General features: G+C 66.0%; 11 protein-coding genes and 1 tRNA gene. 11 read left to right on the forward strand and 1 reads right to left on the reverse strand.

Annotated features, from left to right (window positions below; translation table 11 throughout):
- The first annotated feature begins 39 nt into the window (after window positions 1–39).
- The 10 genes from AC3WUF_RS16710 (at window position 40) to AC3WUF_RS16755 (ending at window position 15,910) form a co-directional block, all read left to right on the forward strand.
- A complete protein-coding gene (locus tag AC3WUF_RS16710) occupies window positions 40–2,553 on the forward strand; it encodes a TonB-dependent receptor (protein WP_492427665.1) in 2,514 nt (837 codons plus the stop codon).
- Complete coding sequence (locus AC3WUF_RS16715; RefSeq protein WP_492427667.1) at window positions 2,550–4,823, forward strand: penicillin acylase family protein; 2,274 nt, start codon at window positions 2,550–2,552, stop codon at window positions 4,821–4,823. Before AC3WUF_RS16710 ends, AC3WUF_RS16715 begins: the two co-directional genes overlap by 4 nt.
- A 26-nt stretch (window positions 4,824–4,849) precedes the next feature.
- Window positions 4,850–5,728: an ABC transporter ATP-binding protein gene (locus AC3WUF_RS16720; RefSeq protein ID WP_492427669.1), complete on the forward strand. Its 879-nt coding sequence runs from the start codon at window positions 4,850–4,852 to the stop codon at window positions 5,726–5,728.
- Window positions 5,729–5,735: 7 nt separating this feature from the next.
- Window positions 5,736–9,401, forward strand: a complete 3,666-nt coding sequence (locus AC3WUF_RS16725; protein WP_492427671.1) for an ABC transporter permease/M1 family aminopeptidase — start codon at window positions 5,736–5,738, stop codon at window positions 9,399–9,401.
- 53 nt (window positions 9,402–9,454) lie between these two features.
- Window positions 9,455–10,759 (forward strand): aspartate aminotransferase family protein, encoded by a 1,305-nt coding sequence (locus tag AC3WUF_RS16730; protein ID WP_492427673.1) that lies wholly within the window; start codon window positions 9,455–9,457, stop codon window positions 10,757–10,759.
- Between the two features lie 124 nt (window positions 10,760–10,883).
- On the forward strand, window positions 10,884–11,495 hold the full coding sequence (locus AC3WUF_RS16735) for a LysE family translocator (RefSeq protein WP_492427675.1): 612 nt from the start codon (window positions 10,884–10,886) through the stop codon (window positions 11,493–11,495).
- Window positions 11,496–11,504: 9 nt separating this feature from the next.
- Window positions 11,505–13,340 (forward strand): CocE/NonD family hydrolase, encoded by a 1,836-nt coding sequence (locus AC3WUF_RS16740; RefSeq protein WP_492427677.1) that lies wholly within the window; start codon window positions 11,505–11,507, stop codon window positions 13,338–13,340.
- Entirely contained in the window at window positions 13,337–14,932 is a 1,596-nt protein-coding gene (locus AC3WUF_RS16745; protein WP_492427679.1) for a POT-type proton-dependent oligopeptide transporter, read from the forward strand. The genes AC3WUF_RS16740 and AC3WUF_RS16745 overlap by 4 nt, the downstream gene beginning before the upstream one ends.
- A gap of 155 nt (window positions 14,933–15,087) precedes the next feature.
- The gene (locus AC3WUF_RS16750) at window positions 15,088–15,480 is read left to right on the forward strand and encodes a YfeK family protein (RefSeq protein WP_492427681.1); all 393 of its coding nucleotides are present in this window, start codon (window positions 15,088–15,090) and stop codon (window positions 15,478–15,480) included.
- Window positions 15,481–15,556: 76 nt separating this feature from the next.
- A complete protein-coding gene (locus AC3WUF_RS16755) occupies window positions 15,557–15,910 on the forward strand; it encodes a hypothetical protein (RefSeq protein ID WP_492427683.1) in 354 nt (117 codons plus the stop codon).
- Window position 15,911: 1 nt separating this feature from the next.
- Here the strand turns inward: AC3WUF_RS16755 and AC3WUF_RS16760 are convergent.
- Window positions 15,912–15,988, reverse strand: a tRNA-Ile gene (locus AC3WUF_RS16760).
- A 191-nt stretch (window positions 15,989–16,179) separates the two neighbouring features.
- On the opposite strand from AC3WUF_RS16760, the gene AC3WUF_RS16765 reads away from it, so the two are divergent.
- Window positions 16,180–18,243: a putative bifunctional diguanylate cyclase/phosphodiesterase gene (locus AC3WUF_RS16765; RefSeq protein ID WP_492427685.1), complete on the forward strand. Its 2,064-nt coding sequence runs from the start codon at window positions 16,180–16,182 to the stop codon at window positions 18,241–18,243.
- The last annotated feature ends 54 nt before the right edge of the window (window positions 18,244–18,297 follow it).

Raw genomic sequence — 18,297 nt, forward strand, 5'->3', positions numbered from 1 at the left:
GGATGAAGCACGGGGCAACACACTGGATATGTCATCGCCATGAGCCGTACGAAAAGTCTGGATTCCCGCAAGCGTCCTCTCGGCATCGAATTCCGCCGCAGCCTGCTGAGCCTCGCACTGTGCGCCGGCTTCGCGCAGGCGCAGGCCCAGGAGTCCGTCGCGACGCAGGAAGACGCCGCTGCCGCGGAACCCGAGTCTTCCGAGATCGATCTCTTTGCCGAGCCGACCGAACCCGAAACGCCGGCCGCCGAGACGGACGCCGGCGCAAGCGACACGGGCGCCGCCGATGACGGCGCGGCGTCGACCGAGGAACTCGCGACGATCCCGGTCATCCCGATGACGCCGCCGTCGGAAGTGCCGGCACTGAGCGCACCCAGTTCGTCGACCCAGCTCGAGGAAATCGTAGTCACCGCGACCAAGCGCGGCCAGGTGCTGCGCGACATCCCGAGCACCATCAACGTCATGACCGGCGAAAAGCTCGAGCAGCAGGGCGCGCGTGAGCTGCAGGACTTCGTCGACCAGGTGCCGGGCCTGCAGATCCAGGACGTCGCCGTCACCAGCTCGCGCAAGATCGTCATCCGCGGCATCGCGCCGGACAACACGACGAACCAGACCGTCGGCACTCTGCTCGGCGACGTGCCGCTCGGCGATCCGATCGGCAGTTACACCATCGTCGATCCGGACACCTGGGATCTGGAAACCGTCGAAGTGCTGAAGGGGCCGCAGGGCAGCCTGTTCGGTGCGTCGTCTCTGGCCGGCATCATCCGCTACGTGCCGCGTGCGCCGGAGATGGGCACCTGGCAGGGCAAGGCCTTCGCCGAGTGGGTGTCGGTCAAGGACGGTGGCGCGGAACCGACCTTCGGCGCCGCGCTCAACGTGCCGGTGGGCGACACGCTGGCGTTGCGCCTGTCCGGCGTCAAGGAACACCGTCCCGGCGTCATCGACATCGACAATCCGGCGCGCCAGGAGAAAGATGCGGACGATGCACGCAAGTGGTCCGGTCGCGCGATCGCGCTGTGGGAACCGACCAGCAACCTGACGATCAGCGCCCTGTACACCGCGCAGGAGCGCAAGTCCGACGAGGCGTTCTTCGTGACGAACTTCGACGCCGACTACACGCGCTACGACGCGCCGGAGTCGTCGCCGACGCGACGCTACTTCGACCTGTCTTCGCTGGACGTGCGCTATCGCTTCGACTGGGCGACGCTGGTCTCGCTGACCGCGTACCAGAACAAGAAGAACGAGTTCGATCTCGAGACCTCGTTCGGCCTGCTGGCGCCGCCCGCCGAGGCGGGCATCACGACGTCGCGCGGGATGCGCGACGTCGAAGCGCGCGGCCTGATGCAGGAACTCCGCCTGGTGTCGCAGGACGGCGGCGACTGGACCTGGCAGGTCGGCGCGTTCTGGAGCAACTACGACGCGTCGATCCGCTCGGACATCTACACGCCGGTTCCGCAGCTGCTCGGTCTCGGTACCGTGGTGGCGCTGCTGCCTGCCGCGATCCGCGACCTCGTCGTCACCGAAAACGGCGTGTCGCTCGGCAACCAGTCGCTCGATCCGCTCGAGGCTGGCGAGTCCGCGCTGTTCGGCGAGATTTCGCGCCGCTTCGGAGCGGTCAACGTGACCCTCGGCGGGCGCTTGTACCAGACCGAGGTCAAGGGCACCTCGACAACCGCAGGCCTGCTGCCGTTCCTGACCAACCAGGCGCCGCAGACCGTGCAGGACCTCAGCGTCGAAGGTCAGGGCTTCAGCCCGAAGCTGGCGGTTTCCTGGGAAGCGACCGACGACGTGCTGGTCTATGGCAGTGTTTCGCGCGGCTTCCAGTACGGCGGCGTCAACGCGGTCGCGGTGCCGAGTCCGAACTCGACGACGCCGGAGACCTACGATTCGAGCGCGCTGTGGGCCTACGAGGCCGGCATCCGCACCGACTGGTTCGACCGCACGCTGCGCGCCGACCTGACCGCGTACTACCAGCAGTGGAGCGATGCGCAGGTCTCGCAGGTGGCGCCGCCGGCGGAGGCCTACATCGACAACGTCGGCGACGTGGAAGTGAAGGGTGTCGAGATGTCGCTGCGCTACCTGCTGCCGATCGATGGTCTGTCGCTCGACACCAGCGGCGGCTATCTCGATTCGCGCACCGCGACCGAGTTCATGGACAGCGACGGCAACGTCGTGCCGGAAGGTACCTGGATGTCGAACGCGCCGCGCGTGCAGGCTACCGCGACGCTGAACTACGCGCAGATCTTCGGCGACGTGTGGACCACCAACACGGCGCTGACCTACTCGCACACCAGCCGTTCCTGGGCCAACGTCCAGCACAAGGGTCGGATCGACGCGCGCGACATGCTGAATTTCAACTTCACGCTGACGCGCCCCGATCTTTCGTTCGCGCCGAGCCTCGGCCTGATCGTCAACAACATCACCGACGAACGCAAGGCCGTGTCTGCCTCGCAGAACCCGGAAGACGACACGCTGGCGGATGGCGTGAACTGGACGATGGGCTACACGCGTCCCCGCAGCATCATCGTGCGCATCGGCGCGGAGTTCCAATGAAGACCATCACCCGTTCCCGCTGTCTGGTCGCGCTCGCGACGATCGCCCTCGGTGCCTGCGCGACGGTGCCGTCGCCGCGCGCGCCGCACTACGAGGCGACGATCACGCGGACCCAGTTCGGCATTGCGCACATCAAGGCGGCCGACTACCGCGGCCTCGGCTACGGTGCGGCCTACGCGCGCGCGCAGGACAACTTCTGCCTGCTCGCCGACGCCTACGTCAGCTACCGCAGCCAGCGCTCGAAGTTCTTCGGCGCCGACGGCAAGACCGTCATCGGCCTGGTGCCGGGCAAGAACGTCGACAGCGATTTCTATTACCTGACCGTCTCGGACCTGCCGGCGATGCGCAGCGCCTTTGCGCAGCACTCGGCGGACTATCGTGATCTGGTCGATGGCTGGGTCGCCGGCTACAACCGGTATCTGAAGGATCACCAGGCCGCGCTGCCGGTCGAATGCGCCGGCCAGCCGTGGGTACGCGAGATCACCGGCGATGACGTGCTGCTGTCGCTGAACGCCTTCGCGATCCAGTCGTCGTCGGGCATGTTCGCCGCGCAGATCGCCAACGCCGCGCCGCCGGCGGCAGCGACCCAGGTCAGCGCCGCCGCGCCGTGGACGATCGACGATGTCGTGCTGCCGGGCAGCAACGGCTGGGCTTTCGGCGGCGATGCGACGAGCAATGGCCGCGGCCTCGTGCTCGCCAATCCGCATTTCCCGTGGACCGGCACGAATCGCTTCTACGAAACGCAGCTGACGATCCCCGGCGAGCTCGACGTCGCCGGCGCGGCGATCGTGACGCTGCCGTACATTGGCATCGGCTTCAATCGCGACGTCGCCTGGACGCACACGGTCGACATGGCCGCACACATGACTCTGTACAAGCTCGCGCTCGATCCCGCCGATGCGACGGCGTACACGGTCGACGGCCAGCGCGAGGCGATGACGCGCCGCGAGATCCGCATCGACGACAAGAGCGGCACGCCGATCGTGCGCACCGTCTATGCGACGCGCTACGGTCCGCTGCTGTCGGTGCCGGGCAAGTACGAGTGGACGCGCAGCACCGCCTATGCAGTCGCCGACGCCAATGCCGGCAACATCCGCACCGGCGATGCCTGGCTGGCGATGGGGCGGGCGCGCAAGGTCGAAGACATCCGCGAAGCGCAGGCGCGCTACCTCGGTGCACCGTTCTTCAACACGATGGCGGCCGACCGTCACGGCAAAGCGCTCTATGCCGACATCTCGGCGGTGCCGAACGTTTCTGCCGAGCGCCTCGCGGCCTGCGGCGGCATCGAAGGGCGCCTGCCGGGCATGCTGCAGGAGCTGGTCGTGCTCGACGGCAGCCGCGCCGCCTGCGCCTGGGAGCAGGCGCCGGACACCGCCGCGCCAGGCCTGCTGCCGGCATCGCAGATGGCGACGCTGTATCGCCGCGACTACGTGCAGAACAGCAACGACAGCTATCGCTGGTCGAATCCCGAGGCGCTACAGCAGCTCGGCCCGATCATGGGTCGCGATCCGGGTGTCGGCAATCTGCGCACGCGCTCGGCCATCGGCGAGATCCGCGGCGTGCTGGCGAGCGGCAAGTTCGACATCGACGTCGCCGCACGGACGATGCTCGGCAACAAGGTGCTCGCCTCTGAAATCGCGCTGCCGGCGCTGCTCAAGCTCTGCAAGAGCCCGGGGCCGGCGGCCGAGGCCTGCGCAGCGCTGGGGCAATGGGACGGCAAGGCGGATCTCGACAGCCGCGGCGCGATGCTGTTCAACCAGTTCTGGCTCAAGGCCGCCGGCCGTGCCGACCTCTGGAAAGTGCCGTTCAACCCGGACGACATGACCGGCACGCCGCGCGATCTGGCCATCGACGGCAAATCCGGCGCCGAGCTGCTGGCGGCACTGGCCCTCGCGGCCGACGAGATGAAGAAGCTCGGCCTGAAGCCGGACGCGCCGCTGGGCGAAGCGCAGTTCACGCTGCGCGGCAGCGAGCGCATCCCGATCTCCGGCCTGCAGACCGGCGGCACGCTCAATTACACGAAGACGGTTCCTGCCGGCAACGGATACGTCGTGGTGCACGGCGCCAGCTATGTCCAGGCGGTGAGCTTCGACGACAACGGCCCGCTCGCGAAGGCGGTGCTGTCGTACTCGCAGTCCAGCGATCCGGCATCGCCGCATTACGCCGACCAGACGCGCGAGTTCTCGAAGCGGAAGCTGCAGCGCTTCCCGTACTCGGATGCCGAGATCGCCGAAGCCGCGATCGGCGCGCCGCTGACGATCAAACAGTAAATCAGACGCTGCTTCAGAGACCGACCGTGCTCAAGATCAAAGACGTCACCCACACCTACCCGAACGGCCTGCGTGCTCTCGACGGCGTATCGCTGGAAGTTCCGGTCGGCATGTTCGGCCTGCTCGGCCCCAACGGCGCCGGCAAGTCCTCGCTGATGCGCTGCATCGCGACACTGCAGGTACCGACCTCGGGGTCGATCCAGTTCGGCGACATCGACGTGCTCGCCAATCCGGCGGCGCTGCGCAAGACGCTCGGCTACCTGCCGCAGGACTTCGGCGTCTACCCGCGCGTGTCGGCCTACGAGTTGCTCAATCACCTGGCGGTGCTGAAGGGCTACGCCGGCAGCGGCGAGCGCCGCGCGGTCGTCGAGGCGATGCTCAACAAGGTCAATCTCTGGCAGATGCGCGACAAGGCCGTTGCCGGTTTCTCCGGCGGCATGCGCCAGCGCTTCGGCATCGCGCAGGCGCTGATGGCGAATCCGAAGCTGGTCATCGTCGACGAGCCGACCGCCGGCCTCGATCCGGAGGAGAGCAACCGCTTCCTCAACGTGCTGGCCGAGATTGCCGAGAACACCATCGTCATCCTGTCGACGCACATCGTCGAGGACATCGCCAAGCTGTGCCAGCGCACCGCGATGCTGATGAGCGGCAAGATCGTCCGTGAAGGCACGCCGCAGGACCTGATCCAGGAAGTGCAGGGCCGCATCTGGCGCAAGACCATCGCGAACGGCGAGCTGGAAGCGCACCGCGCGGAGCACACCGTGATCGCGACGCGGCTCTATGGCGGCCGCACGTTCATCCACGTGCTGGCCGACCGGAACCCGGGCACGGGCTTCACGCCCGCCGAAGCCAGCCTCGAGGATGCCTACTTCTCGACGCTGCACAACGGCCGTCGCGCGGCCTGAGATCGACATGCTGAGCCACGTTGCACGCTTCGAGCTGCGATACCAGGCGACCTCGGCGATCTTCTGGATCACCAGCCTGATTTTCTTCGCGATGACGTTCTGGTTCGTCGCGTCGGACGAACTGCGGATCGGTTGGGGCGGCTATGTCGTCCGCAACTCGCCGTACACCGTTGCCTTCAACTGCATGATCATGGGCGTGTTCGCGATCTTCATCGTGACCTCGTTCGTCTCCAACGTGATCCTGCGCGACGACGAGACGCGCTTCGGGCCGATCATCGGAGTGACCGGGCTGTCGAAGACCGACTACCTGTTCGGCCGCTTCCTCGGTGCGTTCGCGACCAGCGCGCTGGCGTTCCTCAGCGTGCCGCTCGGCGCGCTGGCGGCGGCCGCGATGCCGGGTCTCGACCCGGCGACGGTCGGTGCGTTCCGCATCGAGGCCTATCTGTATGCCTACTTCGTGCTGTGCCTGCCGACGCTGTTCATCCTCGGCGCCTGCCTGTTCGCGCTGACGACGACGACGCGCTCGATGCTCGCCGCCTATGTCGCGGCACTGGTCGCGCTGATGGTCTACATGCTGTCGGCGCGCTACATCAACCAGGCGGGCGTGCGCGAGTGGGCGGCGCTGCTCGATCCCTTCGGCCTGTCGGCATTCAAGCTGGCGACGCTGTACTGGACGCCGACCGAGCGCAACACGCAGCTGACGGCCGTTGCCGGCACGATGCTGATCAACCGCGCGCTGTGGCTGTCCATCGCCGTCGCGGTGCTGCTCTACACCTGGCGCCGCTTCCTGCGCGTGGGCTTCTCTGAAGGCAAGCCAGCGAAGAAGGCAGCGACTCAAGAAAACCCGTCATTCCCGCGAAAGCGGGAATCCAGGGCGGATAGCGCCGCTGTGAATTCCCTGGATTCCCGCTTTCGCGGGAATGACGAGGGAAAAGATGCACGGCTAATGGGCTGGGCGCCGCTCGTTGCGCTGACCCGCTTCGACGTGATGAGCGTGCTGCGCAGTCCGTCATTCATCGTGCTGGTCGGCATGGCGATCTCCTACGCGTTTCTCAGCCTGTGGCTCGCCAACGAGGGTGGCGGCGTCGATACGCTGCCGGTGACGCGCATCATGATCAATGCGCTGAATCTGGAGTTTCCGACGATCGCGCTGATCATCGCGGCCTACTATGCGGGCGAGCTGGTCTGGCGCGACCGCGAGCGGCGCATCAACGACATCGTCGATGCCACACCGGCGCCGGACTGGGTCTTCGTCATCCCCAAGATCGTCGCGATCAGCCTCGTGCTGTTCGTCATGCTGCTGAGCAGCGCGGTCGTGGGTGTCGTCGTGCAGGCGCTCAAGGGTCATTTCGAGTTCGAGCTGACGCACTACCTGCTCTGGTACCTGCTGCCCTGGCTGGTCACGATGACGCAGTACGCGGTGCTGGTCGTGTTCATCCAGATGCTGGTGCCGAACAAGTACGGCGGCCTGCTCGTCACCGTGCTGATCGTCGCTGCTCAGATTGCGCTGCCGAAGCTGGGTTGGGAAAACCACCTGTACCAGTACGCCAGCACCTCGCCGGTGCCGCTGTCGGACATGAACGGCCAGGGCGAGTTTGCGCAGCACGCGGCCTGGTTCCGCGCGTACTGGTCGGCGGCGGCGGCGCTGCTCGCGGTGCTGGCCTACGCACTGTGGCGGCGCGGCGCGTCGTCGCCGCTGAAGCAGCGCCTGCGGCGCCTGCCGGTGCAGCTCAGGGGCACGCCGGGCGGGATCGCGGCGCTCGCGGTCGTCGCGATGTGCGGCACCGGCGGCTGGATCTACTACAACACCCATGTGCTGAACGAGTGGCGCACCGCGCTCGACAGCGCACGCTGGTCGGCGCAGTACGAGAAGGAGCTGTTCCAGTACAAGGCGCTGCCGCTGCCGCGCATCACCGACGTGAAGCTCGACATCGACATCCATTCGGAAGCGCCCAGCGTCGTCACGCGCGGCAGCTACCGGATCGAGAACAAGTCGGCCGCGCCGCTGCAGGAGCTGCCGGTGTTCTGGGCGCGCCAGCTGGAAAACAGTTCCTGGCTGGGCACCGATGCGGTGACCAATCTGCAGCTGCGCTCGCTCGAAGTGCAGGGCGCCCAGCTGAGCAAGGAGATTGCGGATCTGCATTTCCGCCTCTACCGCTTCGATCCGCCGCTGGCGCCGGGGCAGAGCGCGGAGATCCGCTTCGAGACGCTGCGCGAGCAGCGCGGCTTCCGCAACAACAACAACGAGACCCGCATCGTTGACAACGGCACCTTCCTCAACAACTGGGAGATCACGCCGCTGCTCGGTGTGCACAACATCTACGCGCTGAAGGATCGCACCGCGCGGCGCGAGTACGGCCTGTCCGACGAATTGCGTCCGGCGAAGCTCGAAGACGACAGCGCCCGCGGCACTCACTACTTCAGGCCCGACAGCGACTGGGTCAACGCCGAGCTGACCGTCACGACCGCGAAGGACCAGACCGTCGTCGCGCCGGGCGACCGGGTCGAGGAGGCGCTCGACGGCGAGCGCCGCACGGTGCGTTTCAGGACCACCGCGCCGATCCACCACTTCTTCACCGTGCTGGCCGCACGCTATGCGCTACGCGAAGAGCGCTGGAAAGACGTTGCGCTGGAGGTTTACCACCACCCGGCGCATGCCTACAACGTCGACCGCATGCTCAAGGCGATGCACGCATCGCTTGAGTACTACTCGAAGCACTTCAGTCCGTACCAGTTCAATCACCTGCGCATCGCCGAGTTTCCGGCCTACCGGAACTTTGCGCAGGCCTACCCGGGCACCGTCGCGTATTCGGAGGCCGCCGGTTTCATTCTCGGCCCGCCGGGCGCGGACAAGCACGACAGCGTGACCTACGTGACGGCGCACGAGATCGGCCACCAATGGTGGGCACACCAGGTGATCGGCGCCGACATGCAGGGCCAGACCGTGCTGTCCGAGACGCTGGCGCAGTACTCGGCGCTGATGGTCATGGAGCAGATGTACGGCCCGCAGGAGATCCGCCGCTTCCTGAAGGATTCGCTCGACAAGTATCTGATCATGCGCGGCACCGACATCATCGGCGAGGTGCCGCTGGAGCGCGTCGAGGAGCAGGCGCACATCCGCTACCTGAAGGGCGGCATGGTGATGTTCCTGCTCAAGGACCTGATGGGCGAGGACGCGGTCAACCGCGCGCTGCAGTCGCTGTTGCGCGACTACGCATTCAAGGGTCCGCCGTATCCGACCTCGCGTGATCTGATCCAGCGCCTGCGCGCGGAAGCAACGCCGGAGCAGCAGGCACTGATCAGCGACCTGTTCGAGAAGATCACGATGTACGACTTCAGGGTCGTGCAGGCCCGCACGACGCGCCTCGACGACGGCCGCTGGAGCGTCGCGATCGACGTCGAAGCAGGCAAGCACTACGCCGACGAGAAGGGCGGCCTCGTCGATGCGCCGCTCGATACGGTTGCCGACATCGGCGTGTTCAGCGCCGAACCGGGCAAGGCCGGTTTCGACGCCGGCAGCGTGCTGTACCTGCAGCACCAGCGCCTGCACAGCGGGCCGCAGACGCTGACGGTGATCGTCGACCGCGAGCCGAAGTTCGTCGGTGTCGATCCGTACAACAAGTATGTGGACCGCAGCTCCGACGACAACGTCATTGCCGTGGCGGGCGAGTAGGCCCAGGCGATGCCCGCGATACCCAGAACCGGAAACACACGAGTAACTCTCCGATGACACAGTCTTTACTGAGCCGCGCCGCCAAGTCCGTATTCCGTTACGGCGGCACGTTCGCCGATTTCGTCCCGACCCGCAGCGAAGGATCGTTCCTCTACGACCGCGAGGGCCGCAAGGTGCTCGACTTCACGTCCGGGCAGATGAGCGCGATCCTCGGCCACAGCCATCCGGAGATCGTCGCCACCGTCAGCGAGTGGATGGGCAAGCTCGCGCATCTGCACAGCAGCATGATGTCGGAGCCGGTCGTCGAGCTGTCCGAGGCACTCGCGGCGCTGGCGCCGCCCGGCCTTGATCGCGTGCTGCTGCTCAGCACCGGCGCGGAGTCCAACGAGGCCGCGCTGAAGATGGCGAAGCTCGCGACTGGCGGTCATGAGGTCGTCGGCTTCGCGCAGTCCTGGCACGGCATGACCGGCGGCGCGGCGGCGGCGACCTACTCGGCGGGGCGCAAGGGCTATGGCCCGATGGGCGTCGGCGGCCTGGCGATCATGGCGCCGAATCCGTACCGGCCGACCTTCCTCAGCAACGGCAGCTACGACTGGCGCGCGGAACTCGACTACGGCTTCGAGCTGGTCGATCGCCAATCCTGCGGCGCGCTGGCCGCGTTCATTGCCGAGCCGATCCTCAGCTCCGGCGGCATCCTCGAACTGCCGGAAGGCTATCTCGCCGCGCTGCAGGCGAAGTGTCGCGAGCGCGGCATGATGCTGGTGCTTGATGAGGCGCAGACCGGCATCGGCCGCACCGGCACCACGTTCGCGTTCGAGCGCGACGGCGTCGTGCCGGACATCCTGACCCTGTCGAAGACGGTCGGTGCCGGCTTGCCGCTGGCGGCGGTGCTGGCCTCGGCCGAGACCGAAGCGCTGTGCCACGAGCGCGGCTTCCTGTTCTACACGACGCATGTCTCCGATCCGCTGCCGGCGGCGATCGGCCTGAAGGTGCTGAAGATCTTCCTGCGCGACCAGCTGGCGGCGCGCGCGAAAGTGGCGGGCGCCCGCCTCAAGGCCGGTCTCGAATCCATGAAGGCCGAGTTCGACTGCGTGGGCGACGTGCGCGGGCGCGGCCTGCTGCTCGGCATGGAGATCGTCCAGGACAAGCAGTCCAAGGCCGCCGCGCCGGAGCTGGGATCGCGCATCACCGATCACGCCATGCGGCTCGGCCTGTCGATGAACATCGTCAATCTGCGCGGCATGGGCGGGGTCTTCCGCATCGCGCCGCCGCTGACGATTTCGGACGACGAGATCGATCTCGGCCTCTCCATCCTGCGCGACGCCATCAAGGCGGCGACCCTCAGCAAGGCGGCCTGACCGCCCGCTGCGCATTCGCCGGCGCCGGTCGATCCCGGCGCCGGCCCGCTCCATCTCCTGCTGCCGGCGCCCGCGGCGCGGCCGCGCTGCGTCTCGCGACAGAACATTTTCGGAAAAGCTTGCTGTGGATACGCATCTGCTGGGCGCCTTCGTCGCAACCTGTCTGCTGGTCTCGCTGACCCCGGGGCTGTGCTCGGTGCTGTGCATGAGCCTGGCGACGACCATCGGTGTGCGCAGGACGCAATGGATGATGCTCGGCGAGCTGGCTGGGATGGGCAGCGTCGCGGCGGCCGCGGTGCTGAGCATCGCCGCCGTCCTGCACATGCAGCCGGCCCTGTTCGACGCGCTCAAGCTGATCGGCAGTGCCTATCTGATCTTCCTCGGATGGAAGACCTGGCAGAACGCCGCCGAGAAGGGCGCCTTGTCCTTCGCGATTCCGCAGACCAGGGTGTCGCTGGCCGGTCTCGGCTTCGCGACGGCCGTCACCAACCCGAAGGTCTGGGCGCTGTACATCGCGCTGCTGCCGCCGTTCGTGAATCCGGCGCAGCCGCTGGCGCTGCAGCTGACGGTGATGCTGGTCATGATCGTTGTCGTCGAGCTGACCGCGCTGTATCTGTATGCCTTCGGCGGACGGATGCTGGCGCGCGCGCTGGACCGGCCGGCCTCGCGCATCCATATCGGCCGCGGCATCGGCTTCCTGATGGGCCTGATGGGCGTGTGGATGCTGTTTCAATAGGAGACGCGGATGAACGACATTCCAGAGGGCTTCACCGTCAAGGCGATCGACGAGGGTTACACCGAGCGCGTCGCGATGATCCCGATGCGCGACGGCGTGAAGCTGAAGACCTTCATCTACCTGCCGAACGGCGCGAAGGACGCGGCGATCCTGATGATGCGCACGCCGTACAACGCGACGCTGTACCAGTCGCGCATCGGCGCCGACAAGTACCTGCACGCCGGCTACATCCGCGTCATGCAGGACATCCGCGGCAAGCACGGCTCCGAGGGCGACTACCGCGTGACGCGGCCGGCGCGCGGGCCGTTCAACGAATCCGGCGCGGATCATGCGACCGACGCCTGGGACACCGTCGACTGGCTCGTCAAGAACATCCCGGAGTCGAACGGCCGCGTCGGCATCTTCGGCAACTCGTATCTCGGATTCACGACGGCGATGGCGCTGCTCGATCCGCATCCTGCCCTCAAGGCCGCCGTGCCGTCGGGGCCCTTGATCGACGCCTGGATGGGCGACGACTGGTTCCACTACGGCGCGTTCCGCCAGATGATGCTCGGCTTCCTGCATCTGCAGACCGCGCAGCGCGGCGTCGGCACGCTGACGCCGAGTGCGACGCACGACAAGTACGAGGAATTCCTGCGTGCGGGTTCGGCGGGCGACTACATCCGCGCGCATGGCCTCGACCGGCTGCCGTTCGTCGCGCGCCTGATGGAGCACCCGGCCTACGATGCGTTCTGGCAGGCCTACGCGGTCGACCGGCGGCTCGTCGAGCAACCCTCGAGCGTGCCGACGCTGTGGACCCAGGGTTTCTGGGACCAGGAAGACAACTGGGGCGCGAACCACGCATGGCGCGCGCTGAAGGCTGCCGGTCTGGCAGCGAACCACTGGCTGGTGCTCGGCCCCTGGCACCACAACCAGGTCTGGCGCACGGCGGCGTCGATCGGGCCGCTGCAGTGGAACGCCGACACTGCGCATCAGTACCACGAGGACATCCTGTTCCCGTTCCTCGACGAGCATCTGCGCGGCGGGCCGCCGGCGAACCTCGCGCGGGTCAGCGCGTACAACACCGGCGACAAGCGCTGGGAGCGTCTGGACGACTGGCCGGCGGTCTGCGATGCGCCTTATGCGGACAGCTTGACGCCGCTGTATCTGGCATCGGCATTCGGCCTGTCGTTCGAGCGGCCGGCGCAGGGCGAGGGCAGTGACAGCTATTGCAGCGATCCGGCCAAGCCGGTGCCGTACCTGCCGCGCCCGGTCGTCGATCCGTTCGCGGAGCTGGGCAGCGGCACCGTCGGCAAGTCCTATACCGCATGGAGCGAGGGCCTGGTGCAGGACCAGCGCTTCGTCGACGGCCGCCCCGACGTGCTGAGCTACGAGACCGACGTGCTGACCGAGGCGCTGCACGTGCGCGGCATTCCGCTCGCCGATCTGCATGCGATGACGTCGGGCACGGATGGCGATTTCGTCGTCAAGCTGATCGACGTATTTCCGGCAAAGGACAACCGCGACATCGACAACAGTGGCTACCAGCTGCCGATCGCGATGAACATCTTCCGCGGCCGCTACCGCGAAAGTTTCGAGAAGCCCAGCGCGATTCCGCCGAACGAGGTGCAGGCGTATCGATTCGAGCTACCGAACGTGAACCACGTGTTCAAGCCGGGGCATCGCATCATGCTGCAAATCCAGTCGACCTGGTTCCCGCTCTACGACCGCAACCCGCAGACCTTCGTGCCGAACATCTTCGACGCGCAGCCGGCGGACTACCGCAAGGCCGACATCACGGTGCTGCGCAACCGCGACCACGCGACCGCGGTGCTGCTGCCGGTCGTCCGGAAGGGCGCCGCATGAGCGAGACCTCCGCGAGCAGTTCAGCCGCGGCGCACGCGATGTCGCGCACCGACCGGATGCCGGCCGGCATTCCGTACATCGTCAGCAACGAGTTCGCCGAGCGCTTCTGCTACTACGGCATCAATGCCATCTTGTCGGTCTACATGGTGCAGTTCCTGCACTTTGGCGACGCGCAGGCCACGGCGTGGCAGTCGCTGTTCAAGTCGGGCGTCTACCTGTTCCCCATGCTCGGCGCGATCGTGTCCGACGTCTTCTGGGGCAAGTTCAAGACCATCGTCGCGTTCTCGATTGCCTACAGCATTGGCTGCGCGGTGCTCGCGCTGACTGAAGGCGAGACCGGACTGGCTGTCGGGCTGTTCCTGATCGCCTTCGGGACAGGCGGCATCAAGCCCTGCGTCTCGACCAACGTCGGCGACCAGTTCACGGCGAAGAACCAGCACCTCATCGAGCGTGCGTTCTCCTGGTTCTATCTGTCGGTCAATGCCGGCGTGCTGGGCTCAATCCTGCTGTGCCCCTGGCTGCTCGAAACCTCCGGCCCGCGCTGGGCTTTCGGTGTTCCAAGTATCGCGATGGCGATCGCCACGCTGGTCTTCTGCCTCGGCCGCAAGCAATTTGCCGTCGTGCCGCCGGCGGGCAAGCAGTGGCTGGCTGAAGTCTTCAGTGCGGCGGGCGCCAGGCTGGTCGGCCGGCTCGGCCTGATCTACCTGTTCATCGCGGTGTTCTTTTCGCTGCTGGAGCAGTCCATCGGTGTCACCTGGACGCTGCAGGCGAAGTCCAGCCTGATGGACAAGCACCTCGGCTTCGGCATCTCGATGCTGCCGGCGCAGATCCAGTTCTTCAATCCGCTGTTCATCCTGGTGCTGGTGCCCTTGCTGTCGTACGGCATCTATCCGCGCGTCGCCAAGCTTGTCGCGGTGACGCCCTTGCGCAAGATCGGCGTCGGCTTCTTCGTCGCCGCGAGCTCGTTCGTCGTCATCGCCTGGATCGAGAGCCGCATCCAGAACGGCATCGTCACCAGCCTGTGGTGGCAGATCCTGGCCTACGCGATCCTCACCGTCGGCGAAGTGCTGATCTCGGTCACGGCGCTGGAGTACAGCTACAAGCAGGCGCCGCTGAGGATCAAGAGCTTCATCATGGCGCTCTATCTGCTGTCGCTGAGCGCCGGAAATCTGATCACCGCGCTGGTGGCGGTCAGCATCGTCAAGCCGATCGAGGGCGTGGATGTCATCGCCGGTCAGCAGACCGTGCTGGTACTGCCGGCGCCGCTGGCATTCGTTCCGGGGCAGAAGATCGACTTCGGTACGGGCACCGGCATCACGGTACAGCTCGCCGATGGCAAGACCGCACCGCTCGAAGGCACGTTCATCGTCGGCGAGAGTCGCGATGGAGTCGCGCCGCTGCTCGATGCGGTCGATCGCAAGCCGCTGTCGGCCAGCGGCCAGTTCAATCGCGATGTGGAAGTCTCGACCTACAGACTCGTCGGCCCGCAGTTCTTCATGTTCTTCTGCTATCTCGCGCTCGGCGCGGGCGTCCTCTGGATGTTCGTTTCCAGATTCCTGAAAGAGCAGACCCACGTACGCCAGGACGATTGACGGATGAGCCGCTGATCGCGATCTGTTCCTCTGCTTGGTGCCAACAACACCTTCGCCCACGTGCCGGAGTCGTGCTACGCATTCTTAGTCCGGTCAGTCTGGCGCGGCCAGGACGGCTGATTCAGACTAGGAATGTCCCGGCCGCCAGATACAACATGAGAACTCTGCAGCGCCTGCTCGTCTCCGCCCTTGTTCTGCTGGCATCCAGTGTCACTGTGGCGGGCGATCTTCCTGCGCCGGCCCGCATCGAGGTAGAGGGTCTGCTCAGCGCGCTGGGGTCATCCCAGTGTGAGTTCTATCGCAACGGCTCTTGGTACGAGGCCGCGGAAGCGCAGCAGCACCTGCGAAAGAAGTACGACTATCTTCTGAAGAAGGGAATGATCTCCTCCGCCGAGGAGTTCATCCTGAAGGGCGCTTCGCAAAGCAGTATGAGCGGAGAGATTTATCAGGTGCGCTGTCCCGATGTGAAGGCTCAGCCCAGTGCCGACTGGTTGAAAAGTGTTCTGAAGAAGATGCGCGAAGGCGTTGCCTCTGAGAAAGGGGCTTGAGATGTGGTCCGAGAGCCAGTCCCGTCCCTCAGAAAAGCGGCTTGGTCAATAGCGCGCCCAGACCGGAGCTGCGCAGGTGCAAGCACTAGACCTTCTCTGGAAATTCATGATGCCGTGGTGCTTGCTCATTCCAGTCGTGCAGGTACCTGTTGTTGCATGCCTGTGGCGTCGGCATGCCAGCCCATGGATGCTGGCCCTGATGGGCATTCCCGCATGCATCGCGATGTGGATCCTCGGCATTGAAGCAATCTACGGCTACCTCGGAGCAGAACCTCCAGGGATCAGCTACACGATGGTCGTGGCTAAGGAACGATCCGACTCCGGCTACGATCCCACCGTTTTCGCCGGTGCCCTGCTTGGGTTCGGGGTTCTGGTGGCCGGCAATCAGGTGATGCTGAGCATCCTCCGCGTACTCTTCAGACGCCGGTAGATGGTGGGCCCTCCGGGACTTGAACCCGGAACCTACGGATTATGAGTCCGCTGCTCTAACCGATTGAGCTAAAGGCCCTTGCTACATATACCCGCGGGGCGGGTGCGCAGTGTAATCGAAGCGGCGCGGCATTCAGCGGCGATTCTGCTGGCGCGGCTGATTCGGCGCCTCTGCGGTCGAGCATCTATCTATTCAGGAGGCTGAGGCTAGAATGCCGGCAAGGGTCGGGTTCTGCGCTGGGTAGAGCCACAGCGGCCAGTTCGGTAGCCATGAAGACGGTCAAAGCCAGATTCATTGCCGTTGCTTGCCTGGGACATCTCGCCATTCTGCTGGCGGGATTGTGGCTGCTGTCGTTCCTGAACACCGAAACGAGCTACGAAGCCGATCTGCGCGGCGGCAGCAACCAGATTTCGATGTCGGTGTCGGTGGGGGCCGCGGTGTCGAAGGGTCTGACGCTGGCTTTCCGGGCGAGCGAGGACTTTGCGGCGGGCAAGGACCCGCAGCCGCGATTGGTGCAGCTGCGCCAGGAACTCGATGGCGCGCTCAACCAGCTGGAGTTTCTGCCGGACGCCGCAGGCGACCAGTCGGCACGTCTGCGCGGTCTGCTGGGCAGCGAGGCCGAGCCGGTGCGCGCGCTGCTGAGCCAGCCACCGACTGCGAACTCGCTGGGGCAGCTGGTCGAGCAGATGCATGCGCTGGATCTGCAAGTACAGAGCACGGTCACGGCGCTGATCCAGCAATCCAATACCGGCAATCTGCAGACCGCATTCGCCGGTCTTGCGCATCTGCGCGAGCAGTTGCGTGATGTGCTGTTTGCGCTCGGCGGGCTGCTGCTGCTGAGTCTTATCGGCACGACTTACTCCTATCGGCGCCTGGTGATGCCGCTGACCGCGGTTTCCGCCGGCCTCAATGCGGTGACCGCCGGGCGGCCGCCGCATCGGCCGCTGCAGGACACCGGCGACGAGTTCGGCGAGATCGTCCGCGCGATCCACAAGCTGCGCGCGCAGGCCGAGCACATCCGCCAGCTTGCGTTCGAGGATCCGGGCACCGGCTTGCCGAATCGAAATGCGCTGGATGCGGAGCTGCGCGAAGTGCGCCGGCAGCGGCCGATCGACGGCACTCATGGCCTGATCCTGATCGGCGTCGATACCTACGACAAGCTGCGCAGCGGCTTCGGCCTGCGCGTTGCCGAGCGCGTCATGCGCACCGCTGCGCAACGGCTGCAGGCACTCGACCATCTGCCGCAGATGCTGTTTCGCATCGATGCGAACACGCTGGGCGTGCTGGTCGACCGCGGCGTATCGGAAGCGGTAGCGCGCGCCGATCTCAAGCGCGTCACCGCGGAGGCCTTCTCGCGGCTCAATCATCCGGTCGATGTCGAGGAGCACCGCTACCGTCTTGAGCTGTCTGCCGGTGCGGCGATTTTCCCCGACGATGCCCGTGACGCCGAGGAGTACATCAACGTCGCGTCCGAAGCGCTACGGAATGCCCGCAGCGAAGGTGCCGGACATCTGCGCTTTGGCGAACGGGGTCTGACTCACCGCCTGCGCAAGCACCTGGCGCTGTCCGAGCAGATCGGCATGGGTCTGCGGCAGGGCCAGTTCGTGCCGTATTTCCAGCCGGTGGTCGATACCGGGCGCGGCAAGGTCATCGGCGCCGAGGTGCTGGTGCGCTGGCGTCAGCCGGACGGCCGCCTGACGATGCCAACCGAGTTCATGCGGGTGGCCGAAAGTTCGGAGACGATCCGCGAGATGACGCGTGCGGTGCTGAGCCAGGCCTGCACCGTGGTGCGCAGCTGGGCGGACAACGGCTACAGCGTGGCGGTGTCGTTCAATGTCTCGGCGGCCATGCTGTCGCAGGAATTGCTGCTGATCTGCCGCGAGGCGCTGTCCAACAGCGGGCTGGCGCCGGGCCAGCTGATCGCGGAGATCACCGAGACCGCGCTGATCAACAACCTCGACACCGCGACGGAAATCATCGAAGGCCTGCGCCTCATGGGCATCCGGATTTCTCTGGATGATTTCGGCACCGGCTATTCGTCGCTGAGCCATCTGCTGCGCTTCCCGATCGACGGCATCAAGATCGATCCGGTCATCACCCGCGCGTCGGCGACCCAGCCCAGAGCCGCGGAAATCGTCCGCGCGATCGCTCAGCTCGCGACCCGCGAAGGCCTGTACCTGATCGCCGAGGGCACCGAGACCGACGAGGACATGCGCCGCCTGCGCGATCTGGGCTGTTCCATCCAGCAGGGCTTTCACTACAGCCGCGCGATGCCCGAGGAGCAGTTCATCGCCTGGGTCCGTCAGTTCGAGGCCCAGTCCGCGGTGGCGTAATGTGAGGTACGTCACTGTACGCCGGGGGCGCGGACGTTTGGTCATAAACGGCGG

It is taken from the genome of Fontimonas sp. FW305-C-3 (genome assembly GCF_058783185.1).